The sequence below is a fragment of the Pseudoroseomonas ludipueritiae genome (genome assembly GCF_014490445.1).
GTDB lineage: Bacteria > Pseudomonadota > Alphaproteobacteria > Acetobacterales > Acetobacteraceae > Pseudoroseomonas > Pseudoroseomonas ludipueritiae.
This window is the reverse complement of record NZ_JACTUZ010000002.1, coordinates 1-19785: the sequence shown is the minus strand read 5'-3', so window position 1 is coordinate 19785 and position 19785 is coordinate 1. Positions and strand designations below refer to the sequence as shown.

15 protein-coding genes are annotated in these 19785 nt (G+C 69.4%); 8 read left to right on the top strand and 7 right to left on the bottom strand.

Annotation, left to right across the window (positions count from 1 at the left end):
- Window positions 1-9: 9 nt before the first annotated feature.
- From IBL25_RS01235 to IBL25_RS01225, 3 genes are read right to left on the bottom strand one after another with little or no spacing between them, the layout of a single operon-like run.
- Window positions 10-2256, bottom strand: coding sequence for a xanthine dehydrogenase family protein molybdopterin-binding subunit (locus tag IBL25_RS01235; RefSeq protein WP_187776738.1), 2247 nt, complete (start codon window positions 2254-2256; stop codon window positions 10-12).
- The gene (locus IBL25_RS01230) at window positions 2249-3307 is read right to left on the bottom strand and encodes an FAD binding domain-containing protein (RefSeq protein WP_187776737.1); all 1059 of its coding nucleotides are present in this window, start codon (window positions 3305-3307) and stop codon (window positions 2249-2251) included. The genes IBL25_RS01235 and IBL25_RS01230 overlap by 8 nt, the downstream gene beginning before the upstream one ends.
- A complete protein-coding gene (locus tag IBL25_RS01225; RefSeq protein WP_187776736.1) occupies window positions 3304-3801 on the bottom strand; it encodes a (2Fe-2S)-binding protein in 498 nt (165 codons plus the stop codon). The genes IBL25_RS01230 and IBL25_RS01225 overlap by 4 nt, the downstream gene beginning before the upstream one ends.
- Window positions 3802-3996: 195 nt before the next feature.
- Here IBL25_RS01225 and IBL25_RS01220 point away from each other — a divergent pair, with 195 nt between their 5' ends.
- The 3 genes from IBL25_RS01220 to IBL25_RS01210 all read left to right on the top strand — a co-directional run bounded on the left by IBL25_RS01220 (window position 3997) and on the right by IBL25_RS01210 (window position 7901).
- A complete protein-coding gene (locus IBL25_RS01220) occupies window positions 3997-4605 on the top strand; it encodes a TetR/AcrR family transcriptional regulator (RefSeq protein ID WP_187776735.1) in 609 nt (202 codons plus the stop codon).
- A gap of 363 nt (window positions 4606-4968) precedes the next feature.
- The gene (locus IBL25_RS01215; RefSeq protein ID WP_187776734.1) at window positions 4969-6285 is read left to right on the top strand and encodes a CapA family protein; all 1317 of its coding nucleotides are present in this window, start codon (window positions 4969-4971) and stop codon (window positions 6283-6285) included.
- A 47-nt stretch (window positions 6286-6332) separates the two neighbouring features.
- A complete protein-coding gene (locus IBL25_RS01210) occupies window positions 6333-7901 on the top strand; it encodes an ABC transporter substrate-binding protein (RefSeq protein ID WP_187776733.1) in 1569 nt (522 codons plus the stop codon).
- Between the two features lie 39 nt (window positions 7902-7940).
- On the opposite strand, the gene IBL25_RS01205 is transcribed toward IBL25_RS01210, so the two are convergent.
- The 4 genes from IBL25_RS01205 to IBL25_RS01190 form a co-directional block, all read right to left on the bottom strand.
- On the bottom strand, window positions 7941-8969 hold the full coding sequence (locus IBL25_RS01205; protein WP_187776732.1) for an ABC transporter permease: 1029 nt from the start codon (window positions 8967-8969) through the stop codon (window positions 7941-7943).
- 25 nt (window positions 8970-8994) lie between these two features.
- Window positions 8995-10500 carry a sugar ABC transporter ATP-binding protein gene (locus tag IBL25_RS01200; RefSeq protein ID WP_187776731.1) on the bottom strand — a complete coding sequence of 502 codons (1506 nt, stop codon included), beginning with the start codon at window positions 10498-10500 and terminating at the stop codon, window positions 8995-8997.
- 13 nt (window positions 10501-10513) lie between these two features.
- Complete coding sequence (locus IBL25_RS01195) at window positions 10514-11524, bottom strand: sugar ABC transporter substrate-binding protein (protein WP_187776730.1); 1011 nt, start codon at window positions 11522-11524, stop codon at window positions 10514-10516.
- 420 nt (window positions 11525-11944) lie between these two features.
- A complete protein-coding gene (locus tag IBL25_RS01190) occupies window positions 11945-13816 on the bottom strand; it encodes a tetratricopeptide repeat protein (protein ID WP_187776729.1) in 1872 nt (623 codons plus the stop codon).
- Between the two features lie 357 nt (window positions 13817-14173).
- On the opposite strand from IBL25_RS01190, the gene IBL25_RS01185 reads away from it, so the two are divergent.
- The 5 genes from IBL25_RS01185 to IBL25_RS01165 all read left to right on the top strand — a co-directional run.
- Entirely contained in the window at window positions 14174-16225 is a 2052-nt protein-coding gene (locus IBL25_RS01185) for a DUF4214 domain-containing protein (RefSeq protein ID WP_187776728.1), read from the top strand.
- 232 nt (window positions 16226-16457) lie between these two features.
- Window positions 16458-17528 (top strand): LacI family DNA-binding transcriptional regulator, encoded by a 1071-nt coding sequence (locus tag IBL25_RS01180; RefSeq protein WP_187776727.1) that lies wholly within the window; start codon window positions 16458-16460, stop codon window positions 17526-17528.
- Complete coding sequence (locus IBL25_RS01175) at window positions 17525-18301, top strand: glutamine amidotransferase (RefSeq protein WP_194433572.1); 777 nt, start codon at window positions 17525-17527, stop codon at window positions 18299-18301. The genes IBL25_RS01180 and IBL25_RS01175 overlap by 4 nt, the downstream gene beginning before the upstream one ends.
- Window positions 18301-19146, top strand: a complete 846-nt coding sequence (locus IBL25_RS01170) for a BtpA/SgcQ family protein (protein WP_187776726.1) — start codon at window positions 18301-18303, stop codon at window positions 19144-19146. Before IBL25_RS01175 ends, IBL25_RS01170 begins: the two co-directional genes overlap by 1 nt.
- On the top strand, window positions 19143-19785 hold a 643-nt coding region (locus IBL25_RS01165), incomplete at its 3' end, for a PfkB family carbohydrate kinase (RefSeq protein WP_187776725.1). The genes IBL25_RS01170 and IBL25_RS01165, both read left to right, overlap by 4 nt.

The window sequence follows — 19785 nt, the reverse complement described above, 5'->3', positions numbered from 1 at the left end:
GCGCCGCCGTCACAACAACTGGTCGAGGCTCACCGGGAAGCGCCGCACCCGCTTGCCGGTGGCATGCCAGACCGCATTGGCGATGGCCCCGGCCGAGCCGGTGATGCCGATCTCCCCCACGCCCTTGATGCCGAGCGCATTGACATGCGGGTCGCGCTCCGCGACCAGGATGGCCTCGACCGAGGGCACATCGGCATTCACCGGCACATGGTACTCCGCCAGGTCGCCATTCATGACGCGGCCGCTGCGATGGTCCAGAGCCGCACCCTCCAGCAGGGCAAAGGACAGCCCCCAGATCATCCCGCCATAGTACTGGCTCTGCACCATGCGCGGATTGATGATGGTCCCGGCGGCGAAGGCGCCCACCAGCCGCGTCACCCGCACCTGCCCGAGTTCCGGGTCCACCTTCACCTCGGCGAAGGCGGCGCCATGCGCATGCATGGCATAGGTTGCCTGTGCCGCGGGGTCGGAGGCGCTGTTGCCGCGCCCTTCGATCTCGGCAAGGCCGGCGCGTTGCAGGATGTCCTGGTAGCTCTCGCTACGGCTTTCGTCGTCCCGCCGGTGCAGCCTCCCATCACGCGCCACCACCCCGGCATTGTCGGCGCCGAAGAGGGGCGAGCGCTCGTCTCCCGTCGCCAGCGCCGCCAGCTTCGCGACCACGTCAGCGCCGGCGCCATGGATGGCCATGCCCGCCGTGGCGGTATGGCCGGAACCGCCGGCGATGCCGGCATCCGGCAGGCGGGAGTCACCCGCGCGGAATTCCACCCGCTCCAGCGGCAGGCCGACCCCATCGGCGGCGATCTGCGCCAGGGCCGTCCAGGCACCCTGGCCCATGTCATGCGCGCCCGTCTCCATCAGGCCGCTGCCATCCTGCCGCAGCACGGCGCGCGCCTGCGCCTGGAACATCAGCGCCGGGAAGGTGGCGGTGCCGACACCCCAGCCCACTAGGAGGCCGGCCTCGTCCCGCATCTGCCGCGGCGCCAGCGGGCGGGAGGCCCAGCCGAAGCGCTCCGCCCCCTGCGCATAGCATTCCCGCAGCGCCTTGGAGGAGAAGGGCTTGCCCGAGATCGGCTCCACCTCAGCATAGTTCTTCAGCCGGAAGGCCAGCGGGTCCATGCCGCAGGCCCAGGCCATCTCGTCGATCGCGCTTTCCAGTGCGATGCTGCCGCTGGCCTCGCCGGGCGCACGCATGAACATCGGCGTGCCGACATCCAGCCGCACCGCCTCATGCCGCGTGCGGATGGCGGGGCTGGCATAGAGCGTGTGCGACACGGCCGCGGCGGGCTCGAAGAAATCGTCGAAGCGGCTGGAATGGGTCAGCACGTGATGGTCGATCGCCTGCAAGGCGCCACTCTCATCGGTGCCCAGCCGCAGTGTCTGCCGCGTCGCGGCGCGGTGGCCGACCGGGCCATACATCTGCGGCCGCTGCAGCACCAGCTTCACCGGCCGCCCCACCAGCCGCGCAGCCAGGATGCCCAGCATCTGCGGCCCCGCCAGCAAGCCCTTGGAGCCGAAGCCACCGCCGAGGAAGGGGCTGCGGATATGGATATTCTCCGGCGGGATGCCCAGCAGCTCGGCGGCACGCATCTGCGCCATCGCCAGCCCCTGGGTGGGCGTATCCAGCGTCAGCCGGTCGCCCTCCCAATGGGCGACGATGCCATGCGGCTCCATGGCGTTATGGAACTGGGATGGCGTGTCGTAGCGCGTCTCGATCTGCCGGGCGGCACCGGCCAGCGCGGCGGCGGCATCCCCTTTCTCCTCCTCTGCCGGGTAGCCAGGGCCGACGACCGCGGGCGTGAAAGGCTCACCATCCTCAAGGGCGACCTGCGGCTTCTCTTCCTCGTAGCGCGGCGCCAGCAGGCAGGCGCCTTCCGTCGCGGCCTCCAGCGTCTCGGCGATCACCACGGCAATGGGTTGGCCGGCATAGCGGACGCGGTCGTTCTGCAGCACATCCAGCTTGAAGGCGAAGGGGCTGGTCCGCTCATCCGGGTCTGTGGCCAGCGGCGGGCGGTTGGCGGGCGTCATCACCTCCACCACGCCGGGATGCGCCCTGGCCGCCGCGACATCCAGCCCCGCCACGCGGCCGCGCGCGATCTTGCTGCTGGCCAGCACAGCATGCAGCAGGCCGGGCGGGTGGTTGTCGGCGGCATAGCGCGCCGCGCCCGTGACCTTCAGGAAGCCATCCTGCCGCGTCAGCGGCTGGCCGATGCTGGAGCCGTGCCGGCGTTGCAGGGGCGCCGTATTGGAATCAGGCATGGAGCGGCACTCCGGCCGGATGGGAGAAGGGGGAGGCTGGCAGCGCCGGCAGGCGCTCCGGCGTGCCGGAGGCCGCCAGCAGCAGCACGCGCAAGGCGATGCGCCGGGCCAGCTCGATCTTGAAGCCATTGTCGCCGGAAGGGGTGGCGCCCTCCAGCGCCAGGGCGGCGGCGCGGCGGAAGACTTCCGGTCCCGGCACCTGGCCCGCCAGCAGCCGCTCCGCGCCATGCGCCCGCCAGGGCTTCAGCGCCACGGCACCCAGCGCCAGCCGCGCCTCGGCGATCACGCCGCCTTCCAGGCGCAGCGCGGCGGCGGCGGAGACCACGGCAAAGGCGTAGGAGGTCCTTTCCCGCAGCTTGATGTAGCGGGCATGGGCAGCGAAGCCCGCCGCATCGGCCGGCAGCCGCAGCGCGGTGACCAGCTCGCCGGGCTCCAGCACCGTCTCGCGCTCGGGCGTCTCGCCGGGCAGGCGGTGGAAATCCTCCAGCAACACCTCGCGCGTGCCGGCCGGGCCGGCGATCTCCACCACCGCGCCCAGCGCCGCGAGCGCGACGCAGAAGTCGGAGGGATGAGTAGCGATGCAATGCTCGCTCCAGCCCAGCACGGCATGCAGGCGGTTCTCGCCACCCCGGGCGTCGCAGCCGCTGCCGGGCTGGCGTTTGTTGCAGGCGCTGGCGGGGTCATAGAAATAGGCGCAGCGGGTGCGTTGCAGCAGGTTGCCACCCACCGTCGCCGCATTGCGCAACTGCGCGGAGGCGCCGGAGAGCAGGGCCTCCGCCACGGCGGGATAGGCGCGGGCGAAGCCAGGATCATGCGCCAGGGTGGCGTTGCGCACCAGGGCGCCGATCCGCAGCCCGCCATCGGCGCTGGGTTCCACGCGGTCCAGGCCGGGGAGGCGGGTGATATCCACCAGCCGGTCCGGCAGGCTGATACCGCCCTTCATCAGGTCCAGCAGATTGGTGCCGCCAGCGAGATAGGCGGCCCCCGGCGCGGCGCCAGCGGCCACGGCCTCGGCGATGCTGCCGGGGCGGAGATATTCGAAGGGCTTCATGCGGCTTGATCCCGCTGCTCGTTCTCCAGCCGGGCCTGGGCTTCCAGCACGGCGGCGGTGATGCCGGCATAGGCGCCACAGCGGCAGAGATTGCCGCTCATCGCCTCCCGCACCCGCTCAGGGTCATCTCCGGCCTGGGCTTCCTGGATCAGGCCGATGGCGCTCATGATCTGCCCTGACGTGCAATAGCCGCACTGGAAGGCGTCATGGGCGATAAAGGCCGCCTGCACAGGGTGCAGCGCCTGGCCTTCCGCCAGGCCTTCGATGGTCTGCACGGCGGCGCCGTCGCAACTGGCCGCCAGGGCCAGGCAGGAATTGATGCGCTGCCCGTCCAGCAGGACGGTGCAGGCGCCACATTGGCCGCGGTCGCAGCCCTTCTTGGTTCCGGTCAGGTGCAGGCGCTCGCGCAGCAGGTCGAGCAGGGTGACGCGGGGGTCATCCAGCGCGATCCGCCGGGGGGCGCCATTCACCTTCAGCGAGATGGACAGACTCATGCGGCGCTCCTGATAAGGGCGGTGGCAGGGCAGGTCTGAAAACGGGGTCTGGTGCTTTGCGAAGTTGCTGGCCGCTTCGGCGCGGACCAGATAAGGCAGGCCATGCGGGGGTTCTTACGCAGGGCCCGGCGCTATGTGATGATTTATACGGAGGGTCCCTCCGCTTAGCAAGCGGCACAGGGCAGTCGGGGAGACATGGCGGATCAACTCGTCAGGAGCGGCCGCAAGCCGCGGGCCGATGCGCAGCGGAACCGGGAGCGCCTGCTGGAAGCGGCCACCCAGGTCTTCAACCAGGGCGGGGCGGAAGCCAGCCTGGAAGCAGTAGCCCGGCAGGCGGAGGTCGGCATCGGCACCCTCTACCGCCACTTCCCGACACGGGAGGCCCTGTTCGAGGCAATCTACCGCCGTGAAGTGCAGCAACTGGCGGCACTGGCGGAGCAACTGGAAGGCGAGGCGTCACCGCCGGTGGAGGCGGTCCGCCGCTGGGTGCATGCGCTGATCGGCTTTGTGGCGGTGAAGAAGGGCATGTCGGCCGCCCTCGCCATCGTGGCGCAGAGTTCCTCCAATCTGGCGGCTTGCATGCTGGACCAGATGGTGGCCGCGCTGGACCGCCTGCTGCGGCGCGCGGTAGCGGCCAGGGAGATGCGCGGCGATATCGGCGCCGAGGAGGTCCTGCGGGCCCTGGTGGGCATGTGCTACATGCAGGATACGCCGGACTGGCGGCGGAATGTGCTGCGGACGGCCGATATCTTCATCGATGGGCTGCGCTATGCAGCACCGGGCCCGCAGCCGGCGGAGCGCTGACGCCACCTGCCTGCGGCCAAGCCCGCGCACCTGCGATGCCGGTTACGCTGAAAGGCGCGAAAAGGCCACCGAGGCAGCAGGCGGCTACCCGTCATGGCGCCGTCCATCCGCCCCGGGTGGCCTCCTGCGGAACCGCCATCCGCCCTCCCACTCCCTCCGCCATCGCGGATCGCAACCCGCGGGCCAGCGGCGCGCCGGCCTCCGCCTTCGCAAGCCGAGGCACCCGCGGCCCCGTCATGCGGGTAGCGAATCATTCCCGCGGCCAAGCTCAAGTCCCCTAGGCCGAAGCGGAATTTATCCCGTAATAAATCGTCAAGGCTCACCGATGGGGCCGATGGCCAGGAAAGCAGGAGAAGTCACTTCATGACGCCGAAACAGCCGCTCCGGATCGCCCTGACGGGCGACAGTATTCTCATGCGGCGCCTCGGCTCGCTGACGGATGCGGAGCTTCGCCCGCTGTTCGACCTCGTGCGTGACGCGGATGTGGCCTTCACCAATCTCGAATGCCTGCCCAATGGCTATCGCGGCGATCCGGCGCTGGAGAGCGGCGGCTCGCATTTCGCCGCGCCGCCCTGGGTGATCGACGAACTGGTCGATGCCGGCTTCGATCTTTTCGCCGCAGCGACCAACCATTGCCTGGACTACAGCATCTCCGGCCTGCTCGCGGCCCAGGAGGAACTGGACCGGCGCGGCGTCCTCCATGCCGGCATCGGCCGGCACCTGGGCGAGGCGCGGATGCCGGTCTATCGCGAACATCCGCATGGCACCGTCGCGATGCTCTCCTGCGCCTCCACCTTCGCCAAGGGCCAGGAAGCGGGGCTCCAGACCGCCGAGATGCAGGGCCGCCCCGGCCTCAACCCGCTCCGCTTCGATACCGTGCACCAGGTGACGCCCGCGCAGCTCGGGACCCTGCGAGAGGTCGTGGAGCAGCTCGGCCTGGAGAAGCAGCGGCAGAGCAAGATCCAGCTTGGCTTCGGCTTCCCCCTCGACGACCCCGATGCCGTGGCGCTGGGCGACCTGGTCTTCAGCGCCTCCGACAGCGTGGCCCTGCGGACCAAGGCCAAGGCCAAGGACCTCGACGCCATCGCCCGCTGGGTGCGGGAGGCGCGCCTCGTCTCCGATGTGGTGATGGTCAGCGTGCATGCGCATGAGCAGGGCGCCAGCAAGGAAGACCCGGCGGAATTCCTGGTCGCCTTCGCGCGGCAGATGATCGACGAAGGCGCCGACATGGTGGTGGGCCATGGCCCGCACCTGCTGCGCGGCATGGAGATCCATCGCGGCAAGCCGATCTTCTACAGCCTCGGCAATTTCATCGGGCAGAACGAGCTGGTGGCCCGGCTGCCGATGGATTCCTATGAGCGCTTCCGCGCCGACCCCGCGCTGACGCCCGCCGCCGTCTACCGCAAGCGCACCGATGACGACCGCAAGGGCTTCCCCTCCGACCGCCGCTTCTGGGAAACGGTGATGCCGGTCTGCACCTATGCGGAAGGGCGGCTGACCGGCATTGAGATCCACCCCGTTTCGCTGGGCCTGGGCGAGGCGCGGCATCTGCGCGGCCGCCCCCGCCTGGCCGGGGGCGAGGAAGGCCAGAGCATCCTGCGCCGTTTCGCCGCGCTGTCCGCGCCTTTCGGCGTCACCATGGACATCACCGGCGACAAGGCCAGCGTCACCCTCGCCTGAAACGCCAGCGGGACCAAAGGCCCCGGAAACTTCATAGGGAGAGAAACATGACCCGCATCACGAAGCCGCTCGCCGCGGCCGCCACCATCGCGCTGGCCCTCGCGGCCGGGCCGGTGGCCGCGCAGAAGCTGACCCTGGCCACCAAGCTTCAGCTCACCACCCTCGACCCGCATTTCTTCAACGGCTTTCCCACCGCCTCCGCCCATGCGCAGATCTGGGACGGCCTGGCGCAGATCAACGAGCGCCTGGAGCTGGAGCCGGCGCTCGCGGAATCCTGGAGCCTGATCGACAACCACACCTGGGAATTCAAGCTGCGCCGCGACGTGCGCTTCCATGACGGCACGCCCTTCACGGCGGATGACGTGGTGGCCACCATCGCACGCGTCCCGAATGTCCCGAACAGCCCCGCGCTCTTCACCTCCTTCATCCGCTCGGTGAAGGAGGTGGTGAAGGTCGACGACCACACGGTCCGCGTCATCACCAGCGCCCCGGCGCCGACGCAGCCCTTCGACCTCGCGCGGGTCTTCATCATCTCGGCGCGCGATGCCGGGGCCTCGACCACGGATTTCAACACCGGGCGGGTGAACGGCACCGGCCCCTACCGCTTCCTGCGCTGGGAGAACGGGATCTCCATGACCGTCTCCCGCAACGATGCCTGGTGGCAGGGCCGCGAGCCCTGGGAGCAGGTGGAACTCCGCACCGTAGCGAGCGATGCTTCCCGCGTCGCGGCGCTGCTGGCGGGCGAGGTGGACGGGATCGATCTGGTCCCCACGGCGGACAAGAAGCGCATCGCCTCCGACAGCCGCTTCCGCTCCATCAGCGGCACCGCCGGGGTCGTGCAATACATCGCCCTGGATGCGGCGCGCGAGCAGAGCCCCTTCGTGAGCGCGGCGCCCGGCCAGCCGGCCCTGCGCGGCAATCCGCTGATGGACAAGCGCGTCCGCCGCGCCCTTTCCCTCTCCATCAACCGCGAGGCGCTGACGGAGCGGCTGATGGAAGGCTCCGCCACCCCGGCCAGCCAGTTCCTGCCAAGCGAGTTCGAGGGCACCAGCCCCAATCTGCGGCCCGAGGCCTTCGACCCCGACCGCGCCAAGGCCCTGCTGCGGGAGGCCGGCTACCCGAACGGCTTCCGCCTGACGCTGCATGCCACCAACGACCGCTATCCCAAGGACGGCCAGATCGCCCAGGCCATCGGGCAGATGTGGACCCGCGCCGGGCTGAACGTGACGGTGGAGGGCGTTCCGGGCCAGGTCTTCTTCGCAGCGGCGACGCGGCAGGAATACAGCGCCTTCTCCGCCCAGTATGGCGTCAACCAGGCCAGCGACGGGCTGCGGGCGGTGATCCACACCAATGACGCCCAGGCGGGCCTGGGCGCCGCCAACCGCACCCGCTTCAGCAACCCGCAGGTGGATGCCCTGGTGACGGCCGCGCTGACCGAGATGGATGCCGGGAAGCGCCGCCAGGCGGAGCACAAGGCCATCGAGGCCGCGATGGAGGAGCAGGCCATCATCCCGCTCTTCCACCCGACCTGGGACTTCGCGGTGCGGCAGGGCCTGAATGTCGTCTCGCGCCCCGAGCGGCGCTTCAACGCCCTGATGGTGCGTCCGGCCCAATAAGGCCGGAAGGTGGGGCCTGCCCGGTGGCGGGCCCCGCCGTCAGCCCACCCCGCGCCGCTGGCTGCGCAGGCGCTGGGCATAAACGTTGATCACCAGCGCCATCAGCAGCACCAGCCCACGGATCAGGATTTTCAGGAAGCTGTCCATGCGGATGTGGTCCAGCCCGTTGTTCAGCACACCCAGCACCAGCACGCCGACAATGGTGTTTCCGATGCCTCCCTGGCCGCCGAAGAGGCTGGTGCCGCCCACCACCACGGCCGAGATGGCATCCAGCAGGTAATTGTCGAACTGGTTCTGCTGCGCGCTGCCGAAATAAGCGACGCCGAGCATGCCGGCGATGCCGGAGCAGAGGGCGGAGATCATCATCACCGCCGCCACCACGGCCTTCACGGCCACGCCGGAATGCTCCGCCGCCTCGCGGTTGCCGCCCACCATGTAGACGTAGCGGCCGAAGCGCGTGTAGGTCAGCACCAGGTGGCCCACCAGCAGCACCAGCGCCGCCACCAGCACGATCCAGGGCACCGGGCCGATCGAGCCGCTGCCCAGCGCCACGATCAGGTCCGGCACGTTATAGGCGATCTGCCCGCGCACCAGCAGCGCGCCGATGCCATTGCCGATCTGCAGCATGGCCAGCGTCATGATGAAGGAGGGGATGCCGATCCAGGTGACACCGAAGGCGGTCACGGCCCCCAACGCCATGGCCCCCGCAAGCGCCAGCAGCATGGCCAGCGGCCCCGGCAGCGGGATATTGGCGATGTTCACGCTGGCATCCTGCAGGGTGAAGAAGGCCAGCAGGATACCGGCGGCATTCGCCACGCTGGCGACGCTGAGGTCGATCTCGGCGCAAAGGATCACATAGGTCAGCCCCACCGCGATGATGGCGGTGATCGAGACCTGCTGCAGGATGTTGCTGAGATTGCCTAGGGTCGCGAAGGAAGGGCTGAGCAGGCTGAAGAGCAGGATCAGCGCGATCAGCGTGACAAAGGGCGCCAGGTTGCGGAGCTGCCCGCCGAGGCGGAGCCAGAGCGGCTGGCGCAGCGTGGCGGGATCGGTCAGCGGTGCGGACATCGGGCTTCCTCTTGGGACTCTTGCCTCAGGCGGCTTCCAGCAGGCGGTCCTTGCCCACGGCCTCTCCGGCGAATTCCTGCGCCAGATGGCCGCGCCGCATGACCAGGATGCGGTCGGCCAGCGCCAGCACCGTCTCGGGCTCGGAGGAAACGACGACGATGCCGATCCCCTGGTCCCGCAGCGCGCGCACGATGCGCACCACGTCGTCCTTGGCGCCGACATCCATCCCGCGCGTCGGCTCGCTCAGCAGCAGCACGCGGGGCAGGTGGGTCAGCCAGCGCGCCAGGGCAACCTTCTGCTGGTTGCCGCCGGAAAGCTGCCCCACCGGCAGATCCACCCGCCCCGGCCGCACGCCGAGGCGGCGCACATGCCCCTCGGCGATCTCACGCTCCCGGCGCGGGCGCAGCAGCAGGCGGTTGATGCGCTCCAGGATGGAGATGCTGATGTTGCGATAGACCGGCTCTGGCGCGAAGAGCATGGCGCGGCGGCTTTCCGGCACAAAGGCGATGCCCGCGCGCTTGGCCGCCGGCGTGCCGCCGCGGAGCCGCGCCGCGCGGCCATCTACCCGCACCGTGCCATGGTCCAGCGGCAGCTTGCCGGAGAGCGCCCGCGCCAGCTCCAGCTGCCCCGAGCCCATGAAGCCATAGATGCCCACCACCTCGCCGGCGTGGACGCGCAGCGAGGCGCCCTCGAACAGCCCGGCGACACCCAGTTCCTCGGCCTCCAGCACGGCGGGCGTGGAGGGGCGGGGGGGCAGCATGCGGGCATCGGTATAGCTTGCCTCCAGCCGCTCATGCCCGCCGCCGATCATGCGCTCGATCAGCCAGCCCTTGCTCACCTCGCGGGCCGGAGCGGCGCCGACGCGGTGGCCATTGCGAAAGACCGTGACATTGTCGGAGATGCGCAGCACGTCATCCAGGAAATGCGAGATGAAGATGACGCTGCGCCCCGATTGCCGCAGCCGCTCCAGCAGCGTGAAGAGCCGCTCCACCTCCGGCGGGGAAAGGGCGGAGGTCGGCTCGTCCAGGATCAGGATGCGGGCGCCGGAGAGCAGCACCCGCGCCAGCTCGATCATCTGCTGCAGGCCGATGGGCAGGGAGCCGGCCGGCGCCGCCGGGTCCACATCGATGCCGAGTTCATGCAGTTGCGCCCGCGCCTGCTCCCGCATCCGGCGCCAGGAGACCATGCCGAGGCGGTTCAGCGGCTGCCGGCCCAGCAGCACATTCTCGGCCACCGAGAGCGCCGGCACGATGGAGAGTTCCTGATGCACCATGCCGATGCCGGCATCGCGCGCGTCGCGCGGCGAGCGCAGCCGGACGGGGCGGCCGTCCAGCCGCATCTCGCCCTCGTAATCGCCGTGCACGCCGGCGATGATCTTCATCAGCGTGCTCTTGCCGGCGCCATTCTCGCCGACCAGGCCATGGATCTCGCCCCGGCCGAGGGTGAAATCCACGCCATCCAGCGCGGTGACACCGGCGAAACGCTTGGAAACGCCGCGCAACTCCAGCAGCGGCGGCGGATCGGCGGACATGCGGCGCGCCCCGCTAGATCAGGTAATGCTTCTGCATCCAGCTCATGCCAGCGGCATTGGCCTTGGTGACCACCGGGCCATCGGTGATGACGTGCTTCGGGATGCCCTCCGGGCCGGTCTTCTCGCCCGCCACCACGGCGGCGACGCCGGCCATGATGGCGCCGCCATGGATGCGGCAGGAGGGGTTGCGGACCGTGGCATGCATGCGCCCATCCGCCACGGCCGCGAGGGCCGGCGGCATGGCGTCGCAACCGCCGATCTTGATATCGGTGCGGCCCTTGGCGCGCATGACATTGTAGGCAGCCAACGCCATGTCGTCGTTGTGGAAATAGGCCGCGCTGATCTTGGGATACTTGGTCAGGTGCGTGTCCCAGATGCGGGCCACCTTGGTCACGTCCCAGTCGCCCGGCGTGGTGTCCAGCACCTCCACCTTGGGGTAGCGCTTGACCACGGAATCGAAGCCTCGCGCGCGCCCCTGGGCACCGGTATGGCCCAGCGCGCCCTGGGTCATGATGACCGTGCCCTCGCCGCCGATGGCCTGCATCAGCGCCTCGGTCACGGAAGCGCCCATGAACTCGTTGTCAGGGGCCAGAAAGCTGTGGACATTCACCTGGTCCAGCGGCGCGATCAGCGTGTCCATGTCGATCACCGGGATGCCGGCATCGATCATCCGCCGCACCGGGGCCGTCAGCGTGCCGATGCCGAAGGCCTGGATGGCCACGAAATCCCAGCGCTGCGAGGCCATGTTGTCGATGGCGCCGCGCTGCCGCGTGGCGTTCAGCTCCCCGTCGAACCAGGTGACATCGACATTGAACAGCTTGCCCCAGTATTCGGCGGCGGCCTTGCCCTGGGCGCACCATGTCGCCTGCAGCCCGGCATTCGAGAAAGCGGCGCGCAGCGGCTTTTCGGAACGGCCCATCTCGGCGGCGAGGGCGCTGGCGCTCAACCCGCCGAGCAGCGGCGCCGCGGCGGCGGCAGTCAAGAGGGCACGACGGCCACCGCGCGGTGGGTCTTGCTGATCCATGACGCTTCTCCCCTGCCCGGGGCGATCATGGGCGCCGCCGCTTCGGGCGGGTCCAGCTTGCACCAGCCAGGATGGCGATTGCAATCATTGCTGCAATGAAGCAAGCGCGCCGCGCTCCTGGCTCCGGCCTGCAGGATGGAGCAGAAATGGCTCAACATCCCGCCGCCCCTAAATCATGACGCGAAGCCCGGCTGCGCGCCCGACCCTTTCGAGGACGAAGCCGCCTACCCGGGCGTAAGGCACGGTGCGCGGGGTCGCACCGGGCCGGTCGGCCCCTTCTAGAGCTATGCCACCGGCATCATGGGGCTGCGGCCTTGCCCGTCGCCGCTCCAGCAGCCTACGGGAACCTTGCCGTTTTCGTTGCGAGATTGGGACGGAAAAGGCGGCGCGCCACCAGGGCGATGCCTCGCCCGCAAGGGCTCAGGCGGGCCGGGCGGCCGCCTGCCACTCCCGCCGCGCCAGCGCGGCGCGCAGCGCCTGCACGACACTGACCCAGTCGCCCGGCGCGGGCTGGCGGAACAGCCGCAGGCCGGGATACCAGGGGCTGTCGTCCCGGCCTTCTTGCCAGCGCCAGCAGGAGTCATGCCGGTTCAGCAGCCAGACCGGCTGGCCCAGCCCGCCGGCCAGATGCAGCACGGCAGTGTCGACGCTGATCACCAGATCCAGCGCCATGACCAGGGCGGCGGTATCCTCGAAGCCATCGCCCTCCATGGCCGGCCGCTCCATGGGCAGGCGGGAGGCCGCCTCGCCCGCCGGGCCCCGTTGCAAGGAGACGAAGCTGAGGCCGGCAAGCCCGGCCAGCGGCTCCAGCAGGGGCAGGGGCATGGAGCGGCGCGAATCCGCCGCCATGCCGGGGCTGCCGGCCCAGGCCAGCCCGATCCTGGCGCCGGGCAGATGCGCCAGCCGCTCCCGCCAGCGGGCGACACGGGATGGTTCCGCGGAAAGATAGGGCACCGCCGGTGCCGCCAGGTGCTGGAAGCGGTGCGGCAGGCTCAGCAGGGAAGAATGCCAGTCCGCGGGCGGCGGCGGCTCCTCCATGGACTGCACGCGGGCGATGCCGGGCATTCCTTGCAGCAGCCGGACCAGCGGCGCCTGCACCCGCAGCACTACGTGGGCCTGCGGCGGAAACAGCGTGGCGTAGCGCACGAATTGCAGCGTGTCGCCCAGCCCCTGCTCCGCCTGCAGCAGGATGCTCCGGCCGGCCAGGTCCTCGCCCCGCCAGGGCCGCCCCGGCAGGTCCTGCGGCTGGTGCACCCAGGGCGCCGCCTGCCAGCGATGCTCATAGGCCGCCCATCCTTCTGCCTGCCGCCCGGTCTGCAGCAGGGTGAAGGCCAGGTTCACCTGCGCTTCCGCCAGGTCCGGGGCCAGTTGCAGGGCCTGGCGGAGGCTGGCCTCGGCCTCGCCAAAGGCCTTGCGGTTGCGCAGCGTATCGCCCAGCGAGTTATGCGCGGCCGCCAGGCCGGGCTTCAGCGCCAGCGCCGCCCGGAAATGCTGCTCGGCTTCCGCGTAGTGCCCTTCGGCCGCCGCGGCGATGCCGAGCCCCAGATATGCTTCCGGCCACCGTGGCTCGCGCTCCAGTGCCGAGCGGAAGCAGGGAAGGGCCTCCGCCGGGCGCGCGGTGGCGAGCAGGATATTCCCCAGCTCCACCCAGGCCGCGCCGGAATCCGGCCGCAGCCGCAGGGCCTCGCGCAGATGGGCTTCCGCTTCCTGGTGGCGGCCCTGACGGCGCAGGCTTTCGCCCAGCCCGGCCAGGATCGTGGCATCGCGCGGAAAGGTGCGCAGCAGCAGCCGGTAGTGCCATTCCGCTGCCGCCGGCTGGTGCTGTTGCAGCAGCAGTTGCGCGAGATTGACGCGCGCGAGGTGAAAGTCGGGCCTTTGCGCCAGCGCGGCCTGGAAGGCCTGCGCGGCTCCGGCATGGTCGCCCTGGTCGCGCCGCACGGCGCCGAGGTTGTTGAGGGCCTCCGGGTATCGCGGCCGCAGGCGCAAGGCCTCGCGCAGGCAGGCTTCCGCTTCCTCCAGGCGCCCCAGGTCCCGCAGCAGATTGCCGAGGTTGCCATGCGCATCCGCCGAAGCGGGGCACGCGCGCAGGGCGCGGCGCAGATGGGGCTCGGCTTCCCGCAGGCGGCCCAGCGCGCCCAGGAGCGCCCCCAGCGTGGCATTGGCTTCCGGCAGGTCGGGATGGCGCGCGATCACGGCCCGGAACAGCGGCTCGGCTTCCTCCAGCCGCCCCTGCCGCAGCAGGCTGGCGCCTTCGTGGAAGTGGCGTGAAGCCTCGTCGGAAAGCGGCTGCACGATGCGGTTCGGCTCCTGGCTGACGAGGCCAGGGTAGCCCAGGCCAGGCGCTTCGGGGATGGGTGAAGCAGATTGTGCCGGTATGTAAACTTTCAGTGATGTATCTTTAACGGAACAAAAAACTTTCGCGGAAGCCTGGACCGAATGAAATTTTTTTAGTCAGAATGTAATTCGCGGCGATATTTACAAATCGCCGCCAGAGCAGGCCTGCCCCCAATCATCCGGTCCGGAGGAATCATGGCTCTCACTGCGCTAAAGCCCGAAAGCGGCAATGTATTTGTCGACGCGTTTATTAATAACGGTCGGCATTACGTCAATGCTCCGAACGAAGATGGGACGGCGAATAACGCCCCCTTCGTGATCAATTACTACTTCGACAAGCTACCTGGCCCGACCAACCCGGCAACCGGTGCCGGCACGCCCTACGACTGGCGCCCCTTCGAGATGCAGGCTTGGCAGAAGTCGGTGCAGGGCTGGGCCAATGTGGCCAATGTAACCTTCAAGCAGGTCTTCACGGCTGAGGAAGCCCTCTTCCGGGAGCGCCTGCAGGACCAAGCCACGGCCGGCGGCACCGTCTCCGCCTCCCATAACCTGCCCAGCGCCAATCCCAATGCGCAGTCCTTCGGCACCTACAATTTCGAGGCCGTGAACGTGCGGCAATGGACTCCGGACCAGTTGGAGCCGGGCGGCAATTTCTACCGCACCATGATCCATGAGGTCGGCCACGGCCTGGGGCTGAAGCATCCGCATGACGGCGGCAGCGGCGAATACGCGGGCAACTATTTCCCCGGCATCGATTCCACCATGACCTCGGCGGAGCGGCAGCGCAGCCTCGGTGTGTTGGAACTGAACCACATGTTCGGCTCGGTCATGTCCTATATCCATGGCTATGAGTTCGACGAGCAGGGCCATGTGCAGCTGGTGCCGACGCGCCAGCGCCCGGTGGCCGAAGACTTCTTCCTCGACCATGGCTTCGCTGCGGCGCCGATGGCCTACGACATCGCTGCCATCCAGTATCTCTATGGCGCCAACATGAACTACCGGACGGGGAACAACGTCTACATCCTCCCCGATTCGAACGACCCGCGTCCCTTCGTACGCGGCGAGCCGAACGAGGCGGGCGTTCCGGAATCGATCATCTACCAGCCCGACACGGCCTACTGGGAATCCATCTGGGATGCCGGCGGCATCGACGAGATCCGCTATGACGTGATGGACGCCGATGGCAATGCCGTCGCCGGCAAGCGCAACGTCATCATCGACCTCACCGCCGCCACGCTCGACATGAGCGAGACGGGCTATGGCGTGCTGAGCCACGCGGCCTTCGTGGGCGGTGGCTATACCATCGCCAACGGCGTGGTCATTGAGAATGCCACCGGCGGCGACGGCAACGACACGCTGAAGGGCAACTCCGCCAACAACGTCATCCTCGGCCGCGGCGGCGACGACGCCATCACCGCGACCGGCGGCATGGATACCGTCGATGGCGGCGCGGGCTTCGACCGGCTGGTCTTCTCCGGCCTCGGCCGTGGCGACGTGACGATCTCGCTGGGCCTCGCCGAAGGCCGCTCCAGCATCGGCTGGAGTGCTGCGGACGTGACCACCTTCACCGGCATCGAGCGTGCCGAGATGGTGGATGCGCGCGTCGACTACACCGCCTCCAGCGATGCCGCGCTGGTGGACCGCCTCTACAACGCCCTGCTGGGCCGGGAGGGCGATGGCCTGGGCGCCGCGCGCTGGACCGCGATGGTGGAGCAGGGGATGTCCAAGGCCGTGCTGGCCGAAGGTTTCCTGAATTCGGCGGAAGGCTCGGCGGTGCTGGGCGGCCTCGACGATGCCGGCTTCGTGCGCAAGATTTATTCCTCGGTTCTGGGCCGCGAGGCCGGCGATGGCGAAGTCTCCGCCCGCGTGCAGTCGCTCGCCGCCGGCACCACGCGCGGTGAGCTGGCGGCCGAAGTGGCCGGCGCGGCCGAGGCGCTGTCCGCCGATATCGGCGGTGCGGCGAATGGCCTGGTGGTCGCCAACTACAATGTGCTGCTGGCCGCGCGGGGCTACGAGGCGGCCCTGGGCCGCACCGGGGATGTCGCCGGACTGCAGTTCCATGCCCAGAACATCGGCAGCGGCCTCTTCAACGAAAGGTCCTATGCCGATGCCTTCGTGAATTCCGCTGAGTTCACGCAGCTCTATGGCAGCCAGAGCAACAACGACTTCATCCTGAGCCTCTACAACAATGCCTTTGGCCGCGACGCCGATGCCGATGGTGCGGCCTTCTGGAACAGCTTCCTGAACAGCGGCGGCAGCCGTGGCCAGGTGGTGCAGGGCTTCCTGGACGCGCAGGAATCTCAGGTGCTCCTGGCCGAGCTCGCCGACAACGGCCTCTCGCTGCGCCAGGATCTCGTCCTGGCCTGAACTGCCACGGCCCGGCGCATTGTTGCGCCGGGCCTTTCCGCAGGCGCGGCATGCCCCGGGCCCTGCCGGGCCCCCACGCTCCTTTTGCCAGCGCGCCCTCTGCCACCGGCACTTCCCGCCTCATGGCACCACCCGGCAGCACCGTTCCTTCCTGACAGTCTCACAAAAGACGTTGACAGACCGTATCCGACCCGCATTCTTGTAAACTGGTTTACTAAAGCGATTCACAGGAATGCTGCGCAAGTCCACTTATCGCCCGGCGCGGGTCAAGGATGTCGCCGCCCTGGCCGAGGTTTCGGTCACGACGGTCTCGCGCTACCTGAATGCCGGCCTTACGCTGCCGCCCGCCACGGCGGCACGCATCGATGCCGCTGTGCGCAAGCTGGACTACCAGCCGAACAGGCTGGCCCGCAGCCTCAGTCTCGGCCGCTCCAACACCATCGGCCTGGTGGTGCCGGAGATCGCCAATCCCTTCTTCGCGCATCTCGCCGCCGCGGTGGAAAGCGCCGCCGAGGCGGAAGGCATGGGCCTGCTGCTCTGCGCCACGCTCAACCGCCTGGACCGCGAACTGGATTACCTGGAACGGCTGCGCAGCCACCAGGTCGATGGCCTGATTTTCCTCACTAACCATGGCGATGACGGCACGCTGGCGCGGCGCATCGCGGCACTGGAATCCATCGTGCTGCTGGATGAGGATGTGGACGGCACAGGCGTCCCAAAGCTCTTCTGCGACAACATCCAGGGCGGCCGATTGGCCGGCGAGCATCTGCTGGCGGCGGGGCACCGCCGGCTTGGCTTCATCGGCGGCCCGCAGGGGCTGATGAGCAGCGCGGAGCGTTTGGAAGGACTGCGCGCCGCCGTGGCCGGCGTGCCCGGCGCCAGCGTCGCCTGGACCAGCAGCGGGCCGCATATGCCGGAGCAGGGGCATGCCGCCGCGGCGGAATGGCTGGCCCTGCCGGACCGGCCCACCGCGCTCTTTCTCGGCAGCGGCGCGCTGCTGCAGGGGTTTCTCGAGGCGGTGCAGGAAGCGGGGCTTTCCGTGCCTGCCGACGTGTCGCTGGTGGCCTTCGACGATATCGGGCCGCTGCATCTCTTCAACCCGCCCATCACCGCCATCCGCCAGCCGGTGGCCGAATTCGGCCGCCGCAGCGTCGCCCTGCTTTGCGCGCGGCTGCGCGGAGAACCGCCAGGGATGCCGGTCCGCCTGCCCGTGGAACTGGTGGAGCGGTGTTCCGTCGCGCCACTGGCCGGCCGCCGCAGGCATCCGGCCCCAGGCTCAAAACAGAAAGCCAATCACGCATGATCAAGACGAAGGTTCTGCTCGTCGGCGAAAGCTGGGCGACCTCCGCCACCCACTACAAGGGCTTCGACCAGTTCGGCAGCGTCACCTTCCACCTGGGCGCCGAGCCCCTGGTGGCGGCGCTGCGCGACAGCCCCTTCGAGCTGACCTACATGCCGGCGCATGAAACGGCGGAGGGCTTTCCCTTCACCCTGGAGGGGCTGGCGCAATACGATGTCATCCTGCTCTCCGACATCGGCGCCAATACGCTGCTGCTGCCGCCCTCCGTCTGGCTGCATGGCCGCCCGGTGCCCAACCGCCTGAAGCTGATCCGCGACTGGACGGCCAATGGCGGTGGGCTCGCGATGATCGGCGGCTATTTCAGCTTCCAGGGCATCGACGGCCGAGCCCGCTGGCGCCGCACCCCGGTGGAGGAGGTGCTGCCGGTGGAATGCCTGCCCTATGACGACCGCATCGAGGTGCCGGAAGGCTTCGTGGCCGAGCTGGCCCCGGGCGCCGAGGCGCATCCGATCTTCAAGGGCCTGGAGCTGCCGCTGCCGCTGCTGCTCGGCGCCAATGAGGTGGTGGCCAAGCCGGGCGCCGAGGTGCTGGCCAGCCTGCCGGCCAGTGAGGGCGGCCACCCGCTGCTGGTCACCGGCGTGCATGGCAAGGGCCGCACCCTGGCCTGGACTTCCGATGTCGGCCCGCACTGGCTGCCGCAGCCTTTCGTGGACTGGCCCGGCTACGCGCCCCTCTGGCGCAACATGCTGGGCTGGCTGGCGGGGCGCGAGGCCTGATGCCCGCCAAACCCGTCTTCCGTGCCCGCCCCAATGCCATCGAGGCGCTGTTCGGCCGCCGCAAGGCGGTGATCGGCGTCATCCATTCGCTGCCCCTGCCGGGCTCCCCCGGCTATGAGGGGCAGCCGATGACGGAGATCGTCGATTTCGCCGTGGCCGAGGCCGAGCGCTACCGCGCCGGCGGCGTCGATGGCCTGATCGTCGAGAACCATGGCGACATCCCCTTCAGCAAGCCCGAGCACCTGGGCCCCGAAACCGCCGCCGGTATGGCGGTGATGACGGATGCCGTGCGCCGCGCCAGCGGGCTGACGGTGGGCGTCAATGTGCTGGCCAATGGCGCCATCCAGGCGCTGGCGGTCGCGAAGGCCGCTGGCGCCGCCTTTATCCGTGTCAATCAATGGGCCAATGCCTATGTGGCCAATGAGGGCTTCGTGGAAGGCCCCGCCGCCGCCGCCACGCGCTACCGCGCCTGGCTGCAGGCGCGCGAGGTGAAGATCTTCGCCGATGTCCATGTGAAGCACGGCGCCCATGCCATCACCGCTGATCGCTCGATCCCCGAGCTGGCGCGGGATGTCGAGTTCTTCGACGCCGATGTCGCCATCGCCACCGGCCAGCGCACCGGCGATTCCGCGACCATGGAGGAACTCTCCACCATCGCCGGCGGCACGGCGCTGCCGGTGGCCGTGGGTTCCGGCGTCACGCCGGAGAATGTGGGCGATATCCTGACGGTGGCCGATGCCGTGATCGTCGCCAGCTACCTGAAGCGCGATGGCGTCTGGTGGAACCCGGTGGACCCCGAGCGGCTGCGGACCTTCATGGCGGCGGTGGAGCGCGCCCGCGCATGAGCCGCCTCCTCGTCCTCGGCAATGCCGGCATCGACTTGCTTTGTCCGGTGCCGCATCTGCCGCGGGCGGGGGAAACGCTGGTGGCCGATGGCCAGACGCGTGCGCCCGGCGGCAAGGGGCTGAACCAGGCGGTGGTGGCCGCCCGCGCCGGCGCCGCCGTGCATTTTGCAGCGCCCGTGGGCCAGGATGGGGCGGCGGATGAGTTGCGCGCCATCCTGGGTGCCGAGCCCTTCGCGGGCCTCTCCCTGCTGCCGCAGGATGCGCCCACCGATCTCTCCCTGCTGATGGTCGCGCGCGATGCCGAGAATTGCATCCTCACCCTCGGCGCCGCCGCCGATGCGCTTTCGGTGCGGGAGGCCGATAAGGCGGTTGCGGAACTCGGCCCCCGGGACATGCTGCTGCTGCAAGGCAATCTCTCCTTCGCGGCCACCGAGGCCGCCATGCATGCGGCACTGGCGCGAGGCGCGCAGGTGATGCTGAACACCGCGCCGCTACGATGGGATATGGCGCCGCTGCTGCCGCTCTGCGCCCTGGTGGTCGCCAATGCCGGGGAGGCAGAATCCCTGACCGGCCGCCGCGCCGCCGCCGCCGAGGCGCTGCACCAGGCCGGCGCCGCCCGCGCGGTGGTGACGCTCGGCG